The sequence below is a fragment of the Bifidobacterium stellenboschense genome (genome assembly GCF_000741785.1).
In the GTDB taxonomy this organism is placed as follows: domain Bacteria; phylum Actinomycetota; class Actinomycetes; order Actinomycetales; family Bifidobacteriaceae; genus Bifidobacterium; species Bifidobacterium stellenboschense.
Window position 1 is genome coordinate 124,862 of record NZ_JGZP01000014.1, and the last position, 20,525, is coordinate 145,386.

Sequence of the window (20,525 nt, forward strand, 5' to 3'; positions counted from 1 at the left end):
AAACCTACAGGTTAGGTGCGAAATCCTGCAGGTTGCATCATGATTTATACAGGTCCCGCTCCAGACCGTGCAGGTTCGGGGAGAACCGTGAGGGTTTCGTCTCGCGCCTGACGTGGGGTTCCGCGTGATTGCCCCCTCAGTCCGCCTGGCGGCGTCCAGCTCCCCCGCAGGGGGAGCGGGGAAGGATTCGCGTCTGCCCGGGGGGGAGCTAGGAAGGAACCGTACCTACACCGAGGGGAGCTAGGAAGGAACCGCGCTTACCTCCGCAAATAAGAAAACGGCACGAACCATGATTACGAGCTGAACAACCACTGCGCGTACCCCCATACGTCTGCTGTGACGTTGTGGGCCCGTAATGCTGTACCTCTTGACTGATTCGTGCCGTCTGAAATTATCGATTGGTGTGTGGGTGAGCCGGCACCGGTGTTCAGCCGCTGCCGACTACTCGGCTATCTCAGCTGTGGGAACGGCTGGTGGCGGTGTACTGGAATGCGCCGTGCACGAGCGCGGCGGTGAAATGCATGCCGCACATGCCGGCCTCTTCCGCTTCATGCGTGCATCCTGCGATACTGCATAGATTACGAGTCATCATGTTCCCCTTCCTTGGGCCTTCAGCTTCCGTGCCGTGGTGGCCGCCAGCCTCCGTGCCAACGTTTCAGCGTCCAATATACGCTCGATATCGTCCAAAATCTAGGAAAGTGGGTGGTTGTGTAAGCTATGTCACATTTAAATAACGGTTTTGGGCGTGTCGAGATAGTTTGTCTGCTATTTCGGGTTGTTGGCTGAGGCTTGGCGCAGTGCGTGTCGGCGAGGTTGGGAATTGGGGCGTTGCCGGCGCGTGTTCGGCGCGTATTTGGCGCGTGCCGGTGGGAGGGGAATCGTCGTCATCCGAGTTGTTTGCGGGGTAAATTGTTGATAGTGAGAGATATATTGGTTGAGAAAATGGGTGAAGTGCGCAAGGAAAGGGACGACGATGGGGTTTGAGGAAGAAGCAGTGGAGGAGCTGTACTCCAAAGTGTGGAGTCATCGGTCCGCGATGCAGCGCGAACTCAACCGCGGCGCCCACGGCGAGGTCTTCGCACTCCGCCAGCTCGCCTTCCACGGAGAGATGACGCCGTCGAAGCTGGCCGAATTGCTGCGGGTAAGCTCCGGGCGGGTTTCGTCGGTGCTGTCGTCGTTGGAGAAGAAGGGATTCGTCACGCGCAAGCCCGATCCGGACGACCGTCGCGTGGTGCGCGTCGCGCTCACCGACGCCGGGCGTGCGGAGATCGAGTGCGACATGGAGAAGATGCGTTCGGCCGTGCGCTGGATCTTCTCGCAGATGGGGGAGCGGCGCACGCGCGAATTCGTCGAGCTGATGCGCGAGTTCATGACGTACATGTCGATCTGCAACCCCGGTGGGCCGAGGCCCACGCCGGAAGAGGTGCGCAAGGCGTTCGAAGAGAACGAGTAGGGCGCCCATCCGCCCCCCCCCCCGTTGCCCCGTCTTTCCGCCCGCTTCCGTGCGATGCGGTGTAGGGGACACGCCGTTGGGTTTGGAAATATCTTATAGTGTAAGTAATTTATGAGGCAAAGATAAATCAATCGGTCGGTGCCGGTGACACCCCCTCAGTCCGCTTCGCGGACAGCTCCCCCCTCAAGGGGGAGCAGAGATTGAGAAGTGCGACGCCAAGTCCAGCGTGACGGACGGCTTTCCCTCAAGGGGGAGCAGAGTGCGGGGTGGCGGTATGCCTCCTTCGCTCGGCGGTGGTCTCTCCCCCGGCGCTTCGCGCCACCTCCCTCGTCAGAGGGAGGCTGCTTCTCATCGAGATGAGGTGGGGAGAGTGCCGGCTGTCTCCCTCGTCGGAGGGAGGCCGAGGCGCGGACTCACCGAGCCGTGGCCGCCGATTGTGTTGTCAGTCAGATAAGGGGAATTGCAGATCATGTTTCGTGTGATGAGATATCTATCCAAGGGGGAGGTCGGGCAGATGCTCGTCGCCCTCGTGACCATCGTGGGGCAGGTCTTCTTCGACCTGAAGCTGCCCGACTACATGTCCGACATCACCACGCTCGTCGAAACGCCGGGCAGCGAGATGGAGGACATCTGGATCGCCGGCGGCAAGATGCTGCTCGTCTCGCTCGGTTCGGTCGCCTGCGCCGTCGTCACCGGCTTCATCGCCGCGCGCGTCGCCGCCAGCTTCGGCCAGCGTCTGCGCTCGCTCGAATTCGCGAAGGTCGAATCGTTCGGCCCGGCGGAGATGAGCCGCTTCTCGACCGCGAGCCTCATCACCCGCTCCACCAACGACATCACGCAGATCCAGATGTTCATCACGATGGGCCTGCAGCTCATCGTCAAATCGCCGATCATGGCCGTGTGGGCCATCGCGAAGATCGCCGGCGACGGCTTCGAATGGACGCTCGCCACCGGCATCGCCGTGGTCGTCCTGCTCGTCGCCATCGTCGTCCTCATGGCGATGGTCATGCCGAAATTCAAGGCCATGCAAGCCCTCACCGACGACATCAACCTCGTCGCCCGCGAAAACCTCACCGGCCTGCGCGTGGTGCGCGCCTACAACGCCGAGGACTACCAGGAAGCCAAGTTCACCAAGGCGAACAAAGCCCTCACCGACACGCAGCTGTTCACCAACCGCGCGATGGCCGTCATGATGCCGCTGATGAACACCGTGATGAACGGCCTCATGCTCGCCGTCTACTGGATCGGCGCCTACCTGATCGACGCGGCCGCCCTCACCGACAAGCTCACCGTGTTCTCCAACATGGTCGTCTTCTCCAGCTACTCCGTGCAGGTCATCATGAGCTTCCTCCTGATGAGCATGGTGTTCGTGCTCTGGCCGCGCGCCGACGTGTCCGCGCAGCGCGTCATGGAAGTCCTCGACACCGACCCGCTCGTCACAGACGGTGCGGACACGCCCGCCGACGTGACGCGCCTCGGCCAAGACGCGCACGGCGTCGTCGAATTCCGCGACGTGAGCTTCACCTACCCGGATTCGCGCGAACCGATCCTCGAACACGTCACGTTCACGGCGAAACAAGGGCAGACGGTCGCGTTCATCGGCTCCACCGGCTCCGGCAAGTCGTCGCTCATCAACCTCGTCCCGCGTTTCTACGACGTGTCCGCCGGTCAGGTGCTCGTCGACGGCGTCGACGTGCGCGACTGGAACGTGACCGACCTGCGCGACCGCATCGGCTACGTGCCGCAGAAATCCGTGCTGTTCAAAGGCACCGTCGCGAGCAACATCGCGTACGGCGATGATGGGCGTATGGCGGCGGGACACGGCGACGCGTCGTGCGCTGGTACCGCCGGTGTGCGGGCGGCGGCTGGCGCCGCCGAACCACCCTCCGGCGCTTCGCGCCACCTCCCGCCAGCGGGAGGCAGTGGAATGGGCGGTCGTTCTCTCCCGCCAGCGGGAGGCGGTGGGATGGACGGTCGGTCCCTTCCACTGGCGGGAGGCAGTGAGGCGGGCACCGTCGCCGGCGACGCGGCTTCCGGCCCCCGCCGGCGGGGACTGTCCGCGACGCGGACTGGGGGTGGTCCCCGGAACCAGACCGTCGATATGGCTCGGGTCAGGGCTGCGGCGGACGTGGCGCAGGCCACGGAATTCGTCTCGCGGATGGACGGTGGATTCGACGCAGCCATCGCACAGGGCGGCTCCAACGTGTCCGGCGGACAGAAGCAGCGACTCTCCATCGCACGTGCCGTCTACCGCAATCCGGAAATCCTCATCTTCGACGACTCGTTCAGCGCGCTCGACTTCAAAACCGACCGCGAAGTGCGCGACGCGCTCGCGACCCATGCGAAAGGCGCGACCAAGCTGATCGTCGCGCAACGCATCGGCACGATCATGAACGCGGACCGGATCGTCGTGCTCGACGACGGCAAGGTCGTCGGTCAGGGCACGCATCGCGAACTGCTGAAGGACTGCGACGTGTACAGGCAGATCGCCGAATCCCAGCTCAGCCAGACCGAGCTGACGGCGTGAGAGGCGGGCGGCCGTGACCTCCAGTCACCCCCTCAGTCGCGCAGAGCGCGACAGCTCCCCCTGAAGGGGGAGCAAGGAAAGAGGGAACCTGCGCCCCCTTTAGGGGGAGCGGGGAAAGAGGATTGCGCCCCCTTTAGGGGGAGCTGGCCGGCCGGAGGCCGGACTGAGGGGGTGCCTCGGCGGCAGCCGCTTTATATAGCGGTATCGGCCTTCGGCCGATTCGATTTGCCCGCGGCCTGCTGGCCGCTCGGGTCTCTCCCTCCGTCATCGCTTCGCGATGACACCTCCCTCATCAGAGGGAGGCTAGACGACAGACTTTGTGAAAGGAATGGAATAATGCCAGGACCTATGGGACATGGCGGGCCGGGGCGCGGTGCCGTCGAGAAACCGCAGAACTTCGGGGAGGTGATGGGCAAGCTCGTGCGGTATTGCAGGAGCTACATCCCCGTCATCATCATCGCGCTCGTGCTCGGCGCGACCGGAACGATCTTCCAGATCATCGGACCGGACAAACTCAAGGACATGACCAACGAGCTCGTCAAGGGCCTGCCCGCGATGGTCCACGGCCGTCCGGTCATGGGTGCCGTCGACTTCGACGCGGTCTCGCGCATCGGATTCACGCTCGTCGCACTGTACGTCGGGTACGCGGTGTTGAGCTACGTGCAGAGCTGGCTGATGGCGAACGTCACCCAGCGCACCGCCCAGCGCCTGCGCGAATCGATCTCGCAGAAGATCAACAAGCTCCCATTGAGCTACTTCGACAAAGTCAGCTACGGCGACGTGTTGAGCCGCATCACCAACGACGTCGACGCGATCGGCCAGACGCTCGGTCAGTCGCTCGGCTCGCTCATCACGTCCGTCACGCTGTTCGTCGGCGCACTCGTCATGATGTTCTACAACAACGTCATCATGACCCTGTGCGCGATCGGCGCGAGCCTCGTCGGCCTCGTGCTGATGATGGCGATCATGAAGGCGTCGCAACGCTACTTCACCCGCCAGCAGGTCGCGCTCGGCCAAGTCAACGGCCACGTCGAGGAAATGTACTCCGGACACCTCATCGTCAAGGCGTACAACGGCGAGGCCGCCGCGATCCGCGACTTCGAACGCTACAACGCGGACCTCTACGACTCCGGCTGGAAGTCGCAGTTCCTCTCCGGACTGATGATGCCGCTCATGCAGTTCATCGGCAACTTCGGCTACGTCGTCGTGTGCGTCGTCGGCGCGGCGCTCGCGATGAACGGCGACATCGAATTCGGCGTCATCGTCGCGTTCATGATGTACATCCGACTGTTCACGCAACCACTCTCGCAGTTCGCGCAGGCGTTCCAGAACCTGCAACGCTGCGCCGCCGCATCCGAGCGCGTGTTCGGCTTCCTCGAAGAGCCGGAGATGACCGACGAAAGCGCGAAACCGGCGCTGCTCGGCGCTCGCGCCGACGCGCCGGTACGCGGCGACGTGACGTTCGACCACGTGCGCTTCGAATACGAACCCGGCAAGCCGATCATCAACGATTTCAGCGCCGACGTGAAGGCCGGACAGAAGGTCGCGATCGTCGGGCCGACCGGCGCGGGCAAAACCACCATGGTCAACCTGCTCATGCGCTTCTACGACATCGCCGGCGGGCGGATCGCGATCGACGGCGTCGACACGGCGAGCGTGCCGCGCTGGAACGTGCACGAACAGTTCTCGATGGTATTGCAGGACACGTGGGTGTTCCACGGGACCGTGCGCGAGAACATCGCGTACTCGAAGCCGGGCGTGACCGACGAACAGATCCGCGAGGCGTGCCGGGCGGTGGGGCTCGACCACTACATCATGTCGCTGCCCGACGGGTACGACACGGTGCTCGACGAGAACACGTCGCTGTCCGCCGGGCAGAAGCAGCTCCTCACCATCGCGCGCGCGATGGTGCAGGACGCGCCGATCCTGATCCTGGACGAGGCGACCTCGTCCGTGGACACGCGCACCGAGGAGCTGATCCAGAAGGCCATGGACGCGCTCACCGTGGGGCGCACGTCGTTCGTGATCGCGCACCGGCTTTCGACGATCCGCGACGCCGACATGATTCTCGTGATGAACCACGGCGACGTGATCGAACGCGGCACGCACGAGGAGCTGCTCAAGGCCGGCGGGTTCTACGCGGACCTGTACAACAGCCAGTTCGCGCCGGTGGCGTGAGATTGGCGGGGCGGGTCGCCTGATGACGGAGCGTCCGGTGCGTCGCCGCTTGCAGCGACGCACCTTCGTACGCCTTTGCGGGGCGCGCCTTGCGGACATACGCGTCAGGTGCTTCGCGCGAGGATAGCCTGAGGATGGCGGAATCAGGCGTAGATGTTGCGGGGGCGCATGTCCTCCGGAAGGCCTTCGAGCAGGGTCTGGACGGAACCCTCCTCGAAGACGGAACGGATGCCGGCGGCCAGCAGCGGCGCGACCGACAGAACCGTCATGTTCGGCAGGCGCTTCTCCTCCGGCACCGGCACCGTGTCCATCAGGACGATTTCGCGCGCGCCGCACTGTGACAGGCGCTCGACGGCCGGACCGGACAGCAGTCCATGCGTCGCGACCAGCGTGACCGAGCGCGCGCCGGCGCCGCGCAGGGCGTGCACCGCCTCGCAGATCGTGCCGGCCGTGTCGATCATGTCGTCGACGACCACGCAGTCGCGGTCGAGCACGTCGCCGATGATGCCGTGCGCGACGGCATGGTTCGGGCGCGTCGTGTCGCGCGTCTTGTGGATGAACGCGAGCGGCAGGTTGCCGAGCTTCGCCGCCCAACGCTCCGACACCTTGATGCGGCCCGCGTCCGGCGAGACGATCGTCGTGTTCTCAAGCGGCAGATGATTGTGCACGTAGTCGATGAGCACCGGCGTGGCGGTCAGATGATCGACCGGCGCGTTGAAGAAGCCCTGCTCCTGGGAGGCGTGCAGGTCGACCGTCATGATGCGGTCGGCACCGGCCGTGCGGAACAGATCGTAGATGAGACGCGCGGTGATCGGCTCGCGGCCCTGATGCTTCTTGTCCTGACGGGAGTAGCCCATGAACGGCGCGACCACGGTGATCGTGCGGGCGGAGGCGCGCTTCAGGGCATCGATCATGATGAGCTGCTCCATGATCCACTTGTTGATCTTGCCGGAATGGCATTGCAGCACGAACACGTCGGCGCCGCGCACCGGCTCGGTGAACCGCACGTACATCTCGCCGTTCGCGAAATCGTAGGCGGTGGTCTCCAACACCTTCGTGCCCAGACATGCGGCGACCTGATCGGCCAGTTCGGGGTAGGCGCGGCCGGTGACCACCGCCATACGCTTGTCCGGAGTGCCTTCGAGCAGCGACGTCATGTTTCTCGTACCCGTCCTTTGTATGTCGTTTTCTCTCGCATCGCGCACATGGCCGGGCCCGCGGACGGGCGGTGCGGCGGGCGCACGATGAACCTCAGTCAAGTGTACTAGGGGATAGGAAGAAGGCGGGTTGTCTCGTGGGGCGGCAGCGGGGTGGTTGCGAGCGGGGTCGCGGGGGTGGTTGCGGGTCGGCTGCGGAGACCGCGGCGGTTGCGGCGGTTGCGAGAGGTACGGGGGATATGGGGGATGCGGGTGGGCTGCAGGAGCGGCTGCGGGGCGGATATGGTGCGGAAACGAGAAGGAGGTCGTGGAACCGGTTGGGTTCCACGACCTCCTTCATCGACGGTCGGTGTGTGCGTGCGCTACCGGCCGTCGTGCGCGTTATCGGCGTGCACCGGCCATCGCGGATCGGTCGCGCGTGACGGCCGATGTCACTACATGACCGATGTCACTGGCGCGGCGGCAGCGGCAGGCTCGGACCGCCCTGCTGGCCGTACTGCTGCGGCTGCTGCGATGCCGGTGCGGCGGGAGCCGCCGGGGCGCCGTAGCCGGGCTGCGCGCCGTACTGCGGCGCGGCAGGTGCCGGGGCGGCCGGAGCAGCACCGTACTGCGGCTGCTGACCGTAGGCCGGCTGGGCGGCGGGCGCGGCGCCCGGAATCGGCGGGACCGCGGCGGACTGCGGACCGTTCGCCGCGAACTGCGCCTGAGCCGCGGCGGCCTGCGCCTGCGCGGCGGCGCGCACCTTGGCGGCCTGTTCCTTCGCGGCCTGCGCGGCAGCCAGAGCGGAGGCGGACGGCACTCCGGAGGACGGGTACTTCTTGAACCAGCGGCCGTTGCAGCCGGCCACGTAGTCGACGACCTCCTGCGGCGTGGGCTGGACGGTGCCGCCGGCGAACAGCTTCCACACGCCCTGCATCGACATGATCACGGACGGGCCGAACGAGTTCGCCACGGCCTCGACCAGATACGCCCAAATGCCCATCACGAGGAAGTACCAGAGCGCGGGGCCGATGGTCACGGCGCCCTTGGACGAATCGTCGCTATAGCTGAGCGTCACGGTGCAGAACAGGATGCCGGCGATCAGCCAGAACACCATGACGGCGACGGGCATCTTCCAGCTGTGGCCCCACCCCTTGAACGCCGGATCGTACAGATTGCGGGCGGAGGCGCGCAGCGCCACGTAGAACAGGAGCACGAGAATCACCAGGAACAGCACCCACACGATCCACGGCTTCATGATCGCGTCGATGGGAAGCTTCTTGCCGAACAGGCTCACGTTGATCGGCAGCTGGCTCGGAATCGACAACGTGATCGCGCCGAACGTGCTGATGACGAACAGCCACGTGCCGAGCATCAATGCCATGATCGGGAAGAACAGGATCAGCTGGCCGGTATTCGTCTTGAAGGTCGCGATGAGCAGGATGACGATGCCCATGATGGTGATGAGCGCGATCTGCAGGTTCACCACCTCGATGAACGAGCGGACGAATCCGCGGGTGCGGTGGTGCCAGCGCCACGCGGCCGTGAACACGTTCGTGGAGTCGGGGGCGTACTGCGCGAGCATGTAGCCGAATCCCGCGCCGAGGAACGTCAGCAGGAACATCATCAGGAACGTGCGGAACGTGCCGGCGGAGAAATAGCCGCGCAGCTCATCGCCGACGCCGAGCGGCGCGCGGAAGATGGCTGCGATGAGGGTGAACACCGCGGCGGCGACCACGCCGGAGAGCGCCGAGCTGATGATTCCCGCCCACTTGAAGCGAATCGCTCCCTTGCGGGCCAGCAGATACGCGCCGAACGCGGCGCCGATGATTAGCGCGATGCCGGTCAGTCCCAGAGGAATCGACACGGCGGCCTCGGCGGAAGTGGAGCCGGCTTCCGCGGCCTGAGGGGCGACGCTTCCGGAGATACCGAACGCGACGTTGAGCAGCAGATAGTGGAAGAAGTTGGGACCATCCACGCCCACGAACTCGCCGAACGGGTTGTAGGAGGAGCTGAGTCCGTTGAACAGGGACATGCCGGATTCCTCGCTGGCGGAGGTCATCTGCGTGAAGGCGATCGCCGGGAAGATGGAGAACACGATCGCGGCGAGCAGGCCGAAACCGGCGGATGCGAAGATCGCCTGGATGTTGCGCGGGCTGACCATCTCCTTGACCAACGGGTCGGCGGTGATCGGCTGGACGTTGATCGGAGTGGCGCCGGACGGCGTGCCGTTCACTCCGGGAGCGGCCATCGGCTGCGACGGGGCGGCGCCGGCGGACGGCGAGAACTGGCGGGCCGACGGCGTGGCCTGCGGCATCTGCACGCCGGGCGCCGGGGCGGCGCCGCGCTGGCCGATGACGGTCGCGTCATAGGAGGGCTGGTTGGACTGGGCGGCGGCCGGCTGCTGGGCTCGGCCCGGCTGCGCCGCGTTGGCGGCGGCGATCGCCTGGCCGCACGCGGGGCAGAATTTCGCCCCTTCGCGCACGCCCGCTCCGCAATGAGGACAGAACATGAGAATCCCTTCTTTCTGCTCGGCTTCTCTGGTCGATAGTCCTTTATTCTAGTGGTGTTTGCCGGAGGTGGGGAAGATGCCCGTTCCGTGGGCGGTTCGGGGGAGTGTGGAACGGTGTGGGCGGCGTGCGGGCGGGCGTGCGGTGATGCGTGAAGCCGGGCGTGTGGCTGGCGTGTGGCGATGCGTGCGGCTGGCGTGTGGCGCAGCCGTGCTGTCGCGGCTCGGCGTTACCCTTGTGAGGTTGCTTTGTTGGGGTCATAGGCGTGTTCGGCATATCGTCGCGCGCGCATGCGACCCGGATGATGCAGCACGCATACACACTCCTGCCACGGAAGGTCCGTGGCCACATAGTCCGAAGGAGGTGGGTGATGTCTGCGCATAAGTACGAACTGATGTTCATCGCCGATCCTGAGCTGAATGAGCGTGATCTCAAGAAGCTGACCGAGCAGTACCTCGAGCTGGTCACCAAGGAAGGCGGTTCCGTCGATGAGCCCGATTTCTGGGGCCGTCGCAAGCTCGCCTACGAGATCAACGGCAAGACCGAAGGCAACTACGTCGTGGTGACCTACGCCGCCGAGCCCGCTACCAGCGATGAGCTCGACCGTGTCCTCAACCTCAACGAATCCGTGATCCGTACGAAGATCCTTCGTAAGGACGTCAAGTAAGCGTTTGAAGTCGACCGACTCCCGCGGCGGAACCTCGCCGCGCGGGGACGGACGCAAACAAGTGTCGAAATGCCGAGGCGCCGGAACGGCGCTGACGTAGGAAGGCGGCCATCATGGCAGGCGAAACCACGATCACCATCGTCGGCAACCTCACCGCGGATCCGGAACTGCGCACCATCGGTTCCGGCGCGACCGTGGCGAGCTTCACCATCGCGTCGACGCCGCGCACGTACAACCGCCAGTCCGGCCAGTTCGAGGACGGACAGGCGCTGTTCATGCGCTGCTCCGCATGGCGTGACCTCGCGCAGCATTGCGCGCAGTCCCTGCACAAGGGCATGCGTGTGATTGCGCAGGGTCGCCTCCAGCAGCGCTCCTACCAGGCGAATGACGGATCCAACCGCACCGTCGTCGAGATGACGGTCGACGAGATCGGCCCGTCGCTGCGTTACGCCACCGCCGAAGTGACCCGCCAGTCGTCCGGCAACGGCGGCTTCGCAGGCCGCAATCAGGGCGGCTACGGCGGCAACGGCGGTGGTAACGGCTACGGCCAGAACGGCGGTGGTTACGGCCAGAACGGCGGTAACGGCGGTTATGGCAACGGTAACGGCGGCAATGGCGGCGGCTACTCGGGTGGCAGCGGCTACCAGGGTGGCGGTTCCAGCTTCGGCGGCGGCCAATCCGGCGCGCCCGCGGGCGGACAGCAGCCTGCCGCGGATCCGTGGAGCAGCGGCTCCGACTCGGGCAACAGCTTCTCCACGTTCGGCGGCTCCTCCGATTTCGGCGGCGGCTCCGACGACGATCCGGAGTTCTGAGTCCCGTCCGGGCACATTCCCGCTCATCGACGCATAACGACACATAACGTAACGACGCACACGGTCTGCACGACCGCACGATCCGCGCGATGCCGGCGGACGATCGATTCCGATCACAGCCGGCCGCGCCAAGCGAAACACATCACATCGTAAACAAGGAGAACATCATGTCCCGCAAGAGGCCGCAACCGCCGGTCAAGCCGTTCAAGAAGAAGCCGAACCCGCTGAAGGCGGCGAAGGTCACCGAGATCGATTACAAGGACGTCGCGCTGCTGCGCAAGTTCATCTCCGATCGCGGCAAGATCCGTTCCCGTCGCATCACCGGCGTGACCGTGCAGGAACAGCGCAAGATCTCCAAGGCGATCAAGAACGCCCGCGAGATGGCCCTGCTGCCGTACGCCACTTCCGGCCGCTGAGTTCTAGGAGGCATCTGAAATGGCTGAAACCAAGGTTATTCTCACCAAGACCGTCGCGAACCTCGGCCACTCCGGTGACGTCGTCACCGTCAAGGCCGGCTACGCCCGCAACTACCTGCTCCCGCAGAAGCTCGCCTTCGCGTGGAACAAGGGCGCTGAGGCCCAGATCGTCGCCATGAAGCGCGCCCGTCTGGCCCAGGCCGTCGCCACCCGTGAAGACGCCGTCGCCGCCAAGGAGGCCATCGAGGGTTCCGCCGTCGAGATCGCCGCCAAGGTGTCCGAGTCCGGCAAGCTGTTCGGTGGCATCTCCAAGGAAGCCATCGCCATGGCGCTGCTCGACAAGGCCCCGGTCGACCCGAAGGCTATCACCGTCGAGACCATCAAGACCACCGGCGAATTCCCGGCCACGGTCCAGCTCCACCCGGAGATCTCCGCGAACTTCTTCGTGAAGGTCGTCGCCGAGTGACGTTTCCGGCGGTGGTCATCGGGTGAGTTATCGATGGTCGCCGCCGGCCCCCATCAGACTGACTTGATCTGATTGAAGTCAGTGAAGTCATTGAAGTCTGAGCTTAAGCACTGAGAACCCCGTGCCGCGCGTGAGTGTTGTTCACGCGGGGCACGGGGTTCTCGTATGTTGCGGGGTTGTGGTGTTGTGGTGTTGTGGTGTTGTGGTGTTGCGGATGGTGTGGGGCTGCGGATGTTGTGGGGCTGCGGATGTTGTGGGGCCACGGGATTGTGATGCTGCGCTCGCTTGGGTTTGCGTCGGTTCCGTGCCAAGGTTGGCATGATGGCGATGCGTGGGACGGCCTTGGCGTCGGTTGCGTGCCATGGGTGGCGCGGAAACGACGCTCCGAAGGGGCTTTGTGTCAGTTCCGTGCCAAGGTTGGCGCGGTGGATACGCATAGGGTGGCTGTTGCGTCGGTTACGTGCCAGTAGTGGCGCGGGTGCGACGCTGGAAGGCTTGATTGCGGCTGTGTTGCACCAAGGCTGGCGCGGTTCCGACGGTATTGGCGCGGTTCCGACGGTTCCGCGCGGCTTCGGCTGTTCAGGTATGGCGACTTGGCGTGCCGGGGTGGGCTTGCGGTATGGGACCGCCGGGAGATGGAAGATGAGGCTGACCGAAATCGTGCTGTTCGAGGACTCGGCATATGGAAGCATGGCTGTTGTGAGGCGCAATCGAAAAAACAGCTATGCCATCAGGCATCAATGTGATGATTATGTGAAGAGCGGTTCCTGAGGTGTCTGAGACGGATCGTGCGGGACGCACAGGCGGCGAATCGGCAAGTTTGAAAACGTTGGAATTCTGGGCGACACGCCGAGGGTTGCGTCGGAATCAAATACGAGTATATTTATCACTCGTTGCAAGGAACACTTCAACAACTAACCAACGCCCCTGTAGCTCAGTTGGTTAGAGCAGCTGACTCTTAATCAGCGTGTCCAGGGTTCGAATCCCTGCGGGGGCACAGACAAGACCGGAATCGTAAGATTCCGGTCTTTTTGTATTTTCAACCACCCTCAGTCGGACTCCGTCCGACAGCTCCCGCCAGCGGGAGCGAGCTATAGGAACCAAACGTGGTGTTTTAGAATTCCCGGGCGTGGTGCGGGTGCTGTCGCAGGACGGTTGATGGTTCTCACTGGTGGGAGCGAAAAGGGGTTGGTAATGTGTGCTCGTTTCAACCACCCTCAGTCGGACTCCGTCTGACAGCTCCCGCCAGCGGGAGCGGGAAGGGACGGCGTTGAAGACCTTCCCGGACTTCTCGCTGGTGAGAGCGGGGAGGGTGGGCGCTGACGGCCTTCCTGGACTTCGTTTGAGGCTCCTGTCGGAGGGGGCCGGAAGGTGGGATGACGGGGTTGGCCGGTTCATCCCTCGGCGTATGCTTGGCTCGTTTGTTTGTCTCCCGCCTTTCGGGCGGCCGCATCATCAATCCAGACAAGAACAAGAAGAAAAGAAGAAGCAGTGGAATACTCCCTCTTTACCAAGCTGGCCGCCGAGTTCTTCGGCACCGCCATCCTGATGATCTTCGGCAACGGCTCCGTCGCCAACGTCGAGCTCAAGAACACGAAGGGCCACCACGCCGGCTGGCTCAACATCGCCATGGGCTACGGCTTCGGCGTCATGTTCCCGGTGCTCATGTTCGGAGCGGTCTCCGGCGCCCACATCAACCCGGCCATGACCCTCGCGCAGGCCATCAACGGCATGTTCCCGTGGAACGAGGTGCTGCCGTACATCATCGCGCAGCTGCTCGGCGCCGCGCTCGGCCAGTTCATCGTGTACCTCACGTACTACCCGCACTACAAGGACACCGATGACGCCGAGGCCATCCTCGCCACCTTCTGCACCACCGACGCGGACAACAAGAAGCTCAACTACTTCCTCAACGAGATGTTCGGCACGCTCGTGCTCGTCTTCGGCGCGCTGTGCTGCCTGATGGACCCGTGGGGCGTGAAGGACCCGGCCGCCGCCGCGATCGTCGTCGGCTTCATCGTGTGGGGCCTCGTCACCTCCATGGGCGGCCCGACCGGCCCTGGCCTGAACCCGGCCCGCGACCTCATGCCGCGCGTCCTGCACGCCATCCTGCCGATCCCGTCCAAGGGCACGTCCCGTTGGAACGAGGCGTGGATTCCGGTCGTCGCCCCGATCGTGGGCGCGATCGTCGGCGCCTGGCTGTTCAAGGCGTTCTTCGCGTGACGAACAGCCTAGTGGGCTGTTCGCGGCAATGATCGGCGAAACGTCGCGAACGCTGCATGAACAGGGCGTGACACGTAGTCGCACATAATAAAACCGGCCCGTCGGCTCCCGCGTATTGCGGGGCGACGGGCCGGTTTCGTTATGTGGTTTTCCCTCCTTCGGTCCGACTGCAGCGGGTGACTGAGGGGGCACCGGGAGTGGGGATGAAGCTACGTTCCAGCTATCTCTCCCCCAGTCAGCCTTCGGCTGACAGCCCATCCTGTCTTGAGGTCAGCCTCCGGCTGGCTTTCTATTGGCTCGCCTGTCGGCTCGCACATCGCCTACAAACACCTCTGGCGTTTGCTTGATGGCGATGTCCCGTCAGAGGGGGCCGGAGATCCAAGCCGCCGGCTCGGGTGCCTCGATGCCCCCTCAGTCCGGCTTCGCCGGACAGCTCCCCCTGAAGGGGGCGCAAAAGTTCTCGCTGGCATGCATGCACCATGCCAGCCTTGCAGTTTCCTCTGAAGGGGAACGCAAAGGACCGGGTGCCGGGGCTGAGGGTAGTGGGGGGTCAGTGCTCGAGGAAAATCTGGGGAGCCTTGGCGAAGTTGTTGGCGCAGTGCTCGCCGCAGAAGTAGTAGGTCTTGCCCTCGTACTCGCGGGTGATCGCGTCCGCGTTCACCGCGACCGTCATGCCGCACACCGGATCGGTGGCGGTCTCGCCCTCGGTGGGGGCGGCGTGGTGCATGGCCATGTGGTCGTGGTGCATGTGGTTCATTTCCATGGTGTTCTCCTTGGTTGTGGTTGATGGGGAAGCGCTGGTGGTGAGGGAGGTACGTTCGTCGATGATGACGCGGGGGATGAGGTCGGCGGCGGCGATGCCGGCGCTGTCCGTGTCCGTATCAGACACCCCCTCAGTCGGCTTCGCCGACAGCTCCCCCTCGGAGGGGGAGCGGGAAATAACTGCTGACGGCTGGATGGGGGAGGCCGACGGCTCCTCAGCTCGGGAGGCATCGGTGTCCGTATTGGTGCTGGCTCCGTCTCCGGACACCCCCTCAGTCGGCTTCGCCGACAGCTCCCCCTCGGAGGGGGAGCGGGAAATAACTGCCGACGGTTGGATGGGGGAGACCGACGCCTTCGCTCGGGCGGGCGTGGCGCGGTCGGAACTGGCGGGGTAGGGGTCCTTTAAGGCCGTGTCGCTCAGGGTGATGCGGTTGAGGCGGTTGGCGTTGAGGACTAGGCAGACGGAGCTCAGGGCCATCGCGAGACCGGCGATCATCGGGCTCAGCAGCCATCCGGTGAACGGGTAGAGCACGCCCGCCGCGATCGGGATGCCGATCACGTTGTAGCCGAACGCCCACCCGAGGTTCTGCCGGATGTTGCGCATCGTCGCCTGCGAGAGGTTGATCGCGCGGATCACGCCGCGCAGGTCGCCGCTCATCAGCGTCACGTCCGCGGACTGCATCGCCACGTCCGTGCCGGTGCCGATCGCGAATCCCAGATCCGCCTGCGTGAGCGCGGGCGCATCGTTGATGCCGTCGCCGACCATCGCGATCAGACCCTCATGCGGCTCATGCTGCAGCCGTTCGATCCAATACGCCTTCCCGTCGGGCCTGACCTGCGCGATCACCGTGTCGATGCCGACCTCGCGCGCGATGCCGGCCGCCACCTCGGCCTTGTCACCGGACAACATGACCGTGCGGATGCCGGCTGTGCGCAACGCGGCCACCGCCTCCTTCGAACCGGGCTTGACCGTGTCGCGCTCGTAGCTGGGCCGGCTCCAATCCGCGGAATCCGCGTCGGCCACGCCGCGTGTGATCGTGCCGGTCTTGTCGAACACGACCGTGCCGATTTCGCGCGCCCGCTCCAGCGCCTTCGCGCTGGTCACGAGCACGCCGTTCGTCGCACCCACGCCGGTCGCCGCCGTGACCGACAGCGGCGTCGCGAGTCCCAGCGCGCACGGGCATGCGATGATGAGCACGCTCACCGCCGTGACCAGCGCGTGCGCGAGCTTCGGATCCGGGCCGAGCGCCAGCCAGATCGCGAACGTCCACACGGCGATGATGAACACCGCCGGCACGAACACGCGGGCGATGCGGTCGGCGAGACGCTGCACCGGCGCCTTCGTCGCCTGGGCGCGCGCCACCATCGCGACGATCTGCGAGAGCACGGTGTCGCCGCCGGTCTGCGTGACGCGCATGAGCAGATTGCCGCGCAGCACCACGGTCGCACCGGTAAGCATAGACGGGCGGGCGGGAGCGGAACCCTCGGAAGTCGTGGCATCGCCGTCATCGTCGGCGAATGTGTATGGTTTGGAGGGTGTTGTGTGGGGTTCGGCGTCGAAAGTGTATGGTTCGGCACCCGACGTGCAGGAATCCGGGCCGGATGTGTAGTCGATTTTTGCGAACGTGCGGGGTGTGGTCGTGAAGACCGGGGTTTTGCGCACCGGACGGGATTCGCCGGTGATCATCGACTCGTCCACTTCGGCCTCGCCCGCGACGACCACGCCATCGGCCGGGATGCGTTCTCCCGCCTTGATTACGAGCAGGTCGCCGGGTTCCACCTCGTCGATATCGACGTCATGGAACGCGCTCGGATTGAGCCAGCTTTCGTCCGTCCGCGAAGGGGTCTTCAGGACCGGGGCGTGCAGGTTCGCATCGGAATACTGCACGTTGCCCTCGGAATCATGCACGTTGGATGCCGAACCATACACATTGCCGTCCGAACCATGCACAATACCTTCGGAATCATGCACGTTCGTCCGGGCCGCGGGGTCTCCGGCTCCCGAAACCTGCGTGGCGGCCTCTTCGGCCCCCTCAAGCCGGTGCGCGACGCGCGGGCGGAGCTTGATGAGGCTCTGCACCGCCTTGCCGGTGCCTTCGCGCGCCTTCGTCTCCAGCAGGCGGCCGACGAGCACAAGCGTGATGACCACGCCCACCGATTCGAAATACGGTTCGCGCGAGCCCTCCGGCAGCAGCCACGGCGCGATGCACACGAGCAGACTGTACAGGTAGGCGGCGCTCGTGCCCAGCGAGACGAGCGAGTTCATGTCCGGCGCGCGATGGCGCAGCGCGGGGAAACCGACCTGGTGGATCGGCGCGCCGCAGTAGAACATGACCGGCGTGATGAGGATCGCCTGCCACCACGGGTTCGTGAGCCAGTCCGGCAGCAGCATGTGGTTCGCCATGTGGATCATCATCACCACGAACACCGGGAGCGTCAGCACCGTGCCGATCGCGACCAGACGGGTGAGGTTGCGGATCTCGTTCCGTCGTTCCTCGGCTTCGCGCGCCTCGTTCGCCGCGTAATCCGTCGCGGAGACGTCCGACGGCGTATCGGCGCTGCCGAGGGACGGTGCGCCCGCCATGCCATGATGCGCCGTGCGCCCGGCCACGTCGGCGGCGGGCGCACCCGTGGACCCGGCTCCCGCTCCATCCGTTTCGACGGCACTTGCCGCTTCGCCGGCGCCCGTCCCGTCGCCCTCGACGCGCAGCAGACCGTGCACCATGTTCATGCCGCAGGCGAACGGGTAGTCGCCGGCCGGCAGCGCGGGCAGTTTCACTTCGGTGGCCGTGTTGCCGGGCAGCATCGCGTCGAGTCCCAGGTCGCCGAACACCACGTGCGATGTGCATTCGCCGGTCTCCTGCCGGTCGAAGTTCAGGGTGATCGGCATGCCGGCGCGCATCGTCACCACGTCGGGGGAGTAGCCGCCCTTCACGGTGATGGTGGCGCGCTGGACGCCTTCGTGCAGCTCGCCGGCCACGCCCTTGCGCTCGCCGAAGAAGAACCTCAGGATGAGCCACGTCGCGAGCGCTGCGACGACCAGTGCGGCGACGCACGTGAAGATGTTCAGTTCCATGTCCGCTCCTCGTTCTCGTCTCAGTCCATCGTATACCGCATCACAGTGTATACCCAATACCCCTATGGGGTATATACTGGATGGTGTTTCCGGACGGCGAACGGCACGGACCCGCTGGCACGGACCCGCTGGCACGGCCCGACGCGGAATGGCGGGACGATGGAACGGCGGGTCGATGGAACGACAGCGGCGCGGTGATGAAAGGAGACTCGCGATGCACGGCTACGGCGATGACAAGACGAAGGTGCTGGCGCGGTTGAAGCGCATCGAAGGTCAGGTGCGCGCCATCGAGCAGATGGTGGATGACGGCAAGTACTGTATCGACGTGCTCACGCAGATCTCCGCCGCGAATTCGGCGCTCAAATCCGTGGCGCTGTTGCTGCTCGACGACCATCTCAATCATTGCGTGCGGCAGGCGTCCGCCGAAGGCGGCGACGTCGCCGACGAGAAGCTCGCCGAGGCGTCCGCCGCCATCGCCCGCCTCGTGCGTTCGTGACGAGGGCGCGCCGTACCCTATGGGATATGAGTGATTCAGGATTCCGCGCCACCGGCCCCGCCGACCTGCACAACGAGCCCATCGATTTCGCCGCGCTCGACCCGCGCGAGCAGCTGTGCGCCCTGCTGCGCGAGCGCGTCGCCGGCAAGCCGTTCTCCGAACTGTACGCGGTGACGCTCGACCATCACGGTGCGGCCGTGATGGGCCACGTCCTGCTCGACACGTTGGAGGACGCCGGCTATTCCATCGACGATTACGATGCGGTCGGCGCGCTCACCGCCGCCTCCGTGCCGCTCGTCGGTTCGATGATCCAGGCCGCCGCCTCCCGCGGCGAGAACCTCGACGGATTCGTCATGGACTTCGTGTTCCCGTCGATCAAGGGGCCGTCGATCAAGGGCAAGCGCGTGCTGCTGCTCGACGCGTGGCTGTCCGAGAAATCCTACGTGCAGACCAGTTCGCTCGTCACATTGCGCAACGGCAACGAGCTGAGCCTCGACTTCTCGATCGTCGAGCATGAGGGCGCGAGCGTCGTGGCCGTCGCCTCGCTGGTCGGCGGCGTCGGCAAGGGCGCGGACGAGCACGAGATCACCGTCATCAGCCCGGTCGACGGTGCGCGGCACGAGGTGCCGTTCATTCAGGTGTTCCACGAGTCGGATCTGGCGGAGTAGGTCGGCGGCGGAAACCCCCTCAGTCCGGCATAGCCGGACAGCTCCCCCTAAAGGGGGCGCAGAGTAATCGTGTGAAGACGAAAGCAGATATGCATCCTCGTAATCCTATTGATGTCGAAGGCGAGCGGTCCGGGGAGCCGGTGTTCCGCGAAGTGGGCGTCGGGCCGTGGGCCGAGGCCCATCTCGGCGAGCCACGGCCGGACGATCCGTCGTCGCCGCTGTATGCCGACCGCCTCCGCTACGACCCGAAGCTGCTCGACCAAGGCGACCGGCGCAACGTGCTCGACCGCTACCGGTACTGGACGGTCGCCGCGATCAAGGCGGACCTGGACGCGCATGGACGCCACGATTTCGAGGTCGCCATCGAGAACTGGACGCACGACTTCAACATCGGCTCGATGGTGCGCACCGCCAACGCGTTCCAAGCGCGTCGCGTGCACATCGTCGGGCCGCACAAGTGGAACCGCAACGGCGCGCTGATGACCGAACTGTACCAGCACATGGAGCACCACGCGTCGATCGCGGCGATGGTGCGCTGCTGGCGCATGCGCATCGCCGGCGAGATCGCGGCGGAACGTGCGCGCGCCGCGGCGGCCGCGTTCCACGCGCACGAGACCGCCGCACGCGCGACGGCCGCCGTGCGTGACGCGACGGACATGACGGTCGCGGCGGACGGCGCCGTGGCGCGTCCGGCCGACGTGCGCGCCGCGCAGGCGCCGTTCCTCGCGGAACTCGACGCCGCTGAGGCACGCATCCGAGAGCTGGAGGCGGCGCGCGTCGTCGCGATGGACATCGTGCCCGGCGCCGTGCCGATGGAGCGGTACACGTTCCCGAAACGCTGCCTGCTGCTGTTCGGCGCGGAAGGTCCGGGACTGACCGAGACGGCGCTCGATCTCGCCGACGACGTCGTGTACATCTCGCAGTTCGGTTCGGTGCGTTCGATCAACGCGGGCGCGGCGGCCGCCGTCGCCATGCACAGCTGGATCGCGCAGCACGCGGTTTGTGCCCCGCGCGCATGACGGGTAAAGTGCGTGGTGGGGGGAGTGCGGAAACGCCGAAGACGCTGTTGTTGATTTCGACGATTCCCGCTATTCCCGTCAGGAGATGAACGCAGGGATTCCTGCAGGAAGAACGA

15 protein-coding genes, 1 tRNA gene and 1 pseudogene are annotated in these 20,525 nt (G+C 65.2%); 12 read left to right on the forward strand and 5 right to left on the reverse strand.

Annotation, left to right across the window (positions count from 1 at the left end; all coding sequences use genetic code 11):
* Positions 1 to 454 precede the first annotated feature (454 nt).
* The gene (locus tag BSTEL_RS12445) at positions 455 to 592 is read right to left on the reverse strand and encodes a hypothetical protein (protein WP_169741214.1); all 138 of its coding nucleotides are present in this window, start codon (positions 590 to 592) and stop codon (positions 455 to 457) included.
* A gap of 381 nt (positions 593 to 973) precedes the next feature.
* Here BSTEL_RS12445 and BSTEL_RS07115 point away from each other — a divergent pair, with 381 nt between their 5' ends.
* The 3 genes from BSTEL_RS07115 to BSTEL_RS07125 all read left to right on the forward strand — a co-directional run bounded on the left by BSTEL_RS07115 (position 974) and on the right by BSTEL_RS07125 (position 6,158).
* Complete coding sequence (locus BSTEL_RS07115) at positions 974 to 1,453, forward strand: MarR family winged helix-turn-helix transcriptional regulator (protein ID WP_034529138.1); 480 nt, start codon at positions 974 to 976, stop codon at positions 1,451 to 1,453.
* A gap of 577 nt (positions 1,454 to 2,030) precedes the next feature.
* On the forward strand, positions 2,031 to 3,980 hold the full coding sequence (locus BSTEL_RS12165) for an ABC transporter ATP-binding protein (RefSeq protein WP_420796400.1): 1,950 nt from the start codon (positions 2,031 to 2,033) through the stop codon (positions 3,978 to 3,980).
* A gap of 336 nt (positions 3,981 to 4,316) precedes the next feature.
* Positions 4,317 to 6,158, forward strand: a complete 1,842-nt coding sequence (locus tag BSTEL_RS07125; RefSeq protein ID WP_034528794.1) for an ABC transporter ATP-binding protein — start codon at positions 4,317 to 4,319, stop codon at positions 6,156 to 6,158.
* A 143-nt stretch (positions 6,159 to 6,301) separates the two neighbouring features.
* On the opposite strand, the gene BSTEL_RS07130 is transcribed toward BSTEL_RS07125, so the two are convergent.
* Together BSTEL_RS07130 and BSTEL_RS07135 are read right to left on the reverse strand one after the other, a co-directional pair.
* Positions 6,302 to 7,315 (reverse strand): ribose-phosphate diphosphokinase, encoded by a 1,014-nt coding sequence (locus BSTEL_RS07130; RefSeq protein ID WP_034528797.1) that lies wholly within the window; start codon positions 7,313 to 7,315, stop codon positions 6,302 to 6,304.
* A gap of 448 nt (positions 7,316 to 7,763) precedes the next feature.
* On the reverse strand, positions 7,764 to 9,806 hold the full coding sequence (locus BSTEL_RS07135; protein WP_084686169.1) for a zinc-ribbon domain-containing protein: 2,043 nt from the start codon (positions 9,804 to 9,806) through the stop codon (positions 7,764 to 7,766).
* 368 nt (positions 9,807 to 10,174) lie between these two features.
* Between BSTEL_RS07135 and rpsF the strand changes: the two genes are divergently transcribed.
* The 6 genes from rpsF (at position 10,175) to BSTEL_RS07165 (ending at position 14,388) form a co-directional block, all read left to right on the forward strand.
* Positions 10,175 to 10,471, forward strand: a complete 297-nt coding sequence (gene rpsF, locus BSTEL_RS07140; protein WP_034528800.1) for a 30S ribosomal protein S6 — start codon at positions 10,175 to 10,177, stop codon at positions 10,469 to 10,471.
* Positions 10,472 to 10,584: 113 nt separating this feature from the next.
* On the forward strand, positions 10,585 to 11,283 hold the full coding sequence (locus tag BSTEL_RS07145; RefSeq protein ID WP_034528802.1) for a single-stranded DNA-binding protein: 699 nt from the start codon (positions 10,585 to 10,587) through the stop codon (positions 11,281 to 11,283).
* A 167-nt stretch (positions 11,284 to 11,450) separates the two neighbouring features.
* A complete protein-coding gene (rpsR, locus tag BSTEL_RS07150) occupies positions 11,451 to 11,699 on the forward strand; it encodes a 30S ribosomal protein S18 (RefSeq protein WP_034528805.1) in 249 nt (82 codons plus the stop codon).
* 19 nt (positions 11,700 to 11,718) lie between these two features.
* Entirely contained in the window at positions 11,719 to 12,165 is a 447-nt protein-coding gene (gene rplI, locus BSTEL_RS07155; RefSeq protein ID WP_034528807.1) for a 50S ribosomal protein L9, read from the forward strand.
* A 923-nt stretch (positions 12,166 to 13,088) separates the two neighbouring features.
* Positions 13,089 to 13,162, forward strand: a tRNA-Lys gene (locus BSTEL_RS07160).
* A 494-nt stretch (positions 13,163 to 13,656) separates the two neighbouring features.
* Positions 13,657 to 14,388 carry an MIP/aquaporin family protein gene (locus BSTEL_RS07165; protein WP_034528809.1) on the forward strand — a complete coding sequence of 244 codons (732 nt, stop codon included), beginning with the start codon at positions 13,657 to 13,659 and terminating at the stop codon, positions 14,386 to 14,388.
* 550 nt (positions 14,389 to 14,938) lie between these two features.
* On the opposite strand, the gene BSTEL_RS13020 is transcribed toward BSTEL_RS07165, so the two are convergent.
* Positions 14,939 to 17,629, reverse strand: coding sequence for an HAD-IC family P-type ATPase (locus BSTEL_RS13020; RefSeq protein WP_476574991.1), 2,691 nt, complete (start codon positions 17,627 to 17,629; stop codon positions 14,939 to 14,941).
* A 240-nt stretch (positions 17,630 to 17,869) separates the two neighbouring features.
* A pseudogene (locus BSTEL_RS13025) lies at positions 17,870 to 18,226 on the reverse strand (cupredoxin domain-containing protein); the annotation flags it as partial.
* A gap of 214 nt (positions 18,227 to 18,440) precedes the next feature.
* Between BSTEL_RS13025 and BSTEL_RS07175 the strand changes: the two are divergent.
* The 3 genes from BSTEL_RS07175 to BSTEL_RS07185 all read left to right on the forward strand — a co-directional run bounded on the left by BSTEL_RS07175 (position 18,441) and on the right by BSTEL_RS07185 (position 20,409).
* On the forward strand, positions 18,441 to 18,722 hold the full coding sequence (locus tag BSTEL_RS07175; RefSeq protein ID WP_034528815.1) for a metal-sensitive transcriptional regulator: 282 nt from the start codon (positions 18,441 to 18,443) through the stop codon (positions 18,720 to 18,722).
* A gap of 26 nt (positions 18,723 to 18,748) precedes the next feature.
* Entirely contained in the window at positions 18,749 to 19,390 is a 642-nt protein-coding gene (locus tag BSTEL_RS07180; protein WP_034528818.1) for an orotate phosphoribosyltransferase, read from the forward strand.
* Between the two features lie 89 nt (positions 19,391 to 19,479).
* A complete protein-coding gene (locus BSTEL_RS07185) occupies positions 19,480 to 20,409 on the forward strand; it encodes a TrmH family RNA methyltransferase (RefSeq protein ID WP_034528821.1) in 930 nt (309 codons plus the stop codon).
* Positions 20,410 to 20,525: the final 116 nt, after the last annotated feature.

Bases quoted from the DNA above. Each gene is read 5' to 3' on its own strand.
- BSTEL_RS12445 (WP_169741214.1), bottom strand. From the start codon at position 592: ATGATGACTCGTAATCTATGCAGTATCGCAGGATGCACGCATGAAGCG.
- BSTEL_RS07115 (WP_034529138.1), top strand. From the start codon at position 974: ATGGGGTTTGAGGAAGAAGCAGTGGAGGAGCTGTACTCCAAAGTGTGG.
- BSTEL_RS12165 (WP_420796400.1), top strand. From the start codon at position 2,031: ATGTCCGACATCACCACGCTCGTCGAAACGCCGGGCAGCGAGATGGAG.
- BSTEL_RS07125 (WP_034528794.1), top strand. From the start codon at position 4,317: ATGCCAGGACCTATGGGACATGGCGGGCCGGGGCGCGGTGCCGTCGAG.
- BSTEL_RS07130 (WP_034528797.1), bottom strand. From the start codon at position 7,315: ATGACGTCGCTGCTCGAAGGCACTCCGGACAAGCGTATGGCGGTGGTC.
- BSTEL_RS07135 (WP_084686169.1), bottom strand. From the start codon at position 9,806: ATGTTCTGTCCTCATTGCGGAGCGGGCGTGCGCGAAGGGGCGAAATTC.
- rpsF (WP_034528800.1), top strand. From the start codon at position 10,175: ATGTCTGCGCATAAGTACGAACTGATGTTCATCGCCGATCCTGAGCTG.
- BSTEL_RS07145 (WP_034528802.1), top strand. From the start codon at position 10,585: ATGGCAGGCGAAACCACGATCACCATCGTCGGCAACCTCACCGCGGAT.
- rpsR (WP_034528805.1), top strand. From the start codon at position 11,451: ATGTCCCGCAAGAGGCCGCAACCGCCGGTCAAGCCGTTCAAGAAGAAG.
- rplI (WP_034528807.1), top strand. From the start codon at position 11,719: ATGGCTGAAACCAAGGTTATTCTCACCAAGACCGTCGCGAACCTCGGC.
- BSTEL_RS07175 (WP_034528815.1), top strand. From the start codon at position 18,441: ATGCACGGCTACGGCGATGACAAGACGAAGGTGCTGGCGCGGTTGAAG.
- BSTEL_RS07180 (WP_034528818.1), top strand. From the start codon at position 18,749: ATGAGTGATTCAGGATTCCGCGCCACCGGCCCCGCCGACCTGCACAAC.
- BSTEL_RS07185 (WP_034528821.1), top strand. From the start codon at position 19,480: ATGCATCCTCGTAATCCTATTGATGTCGAAGGCGAGCGGTCCGGGGAG.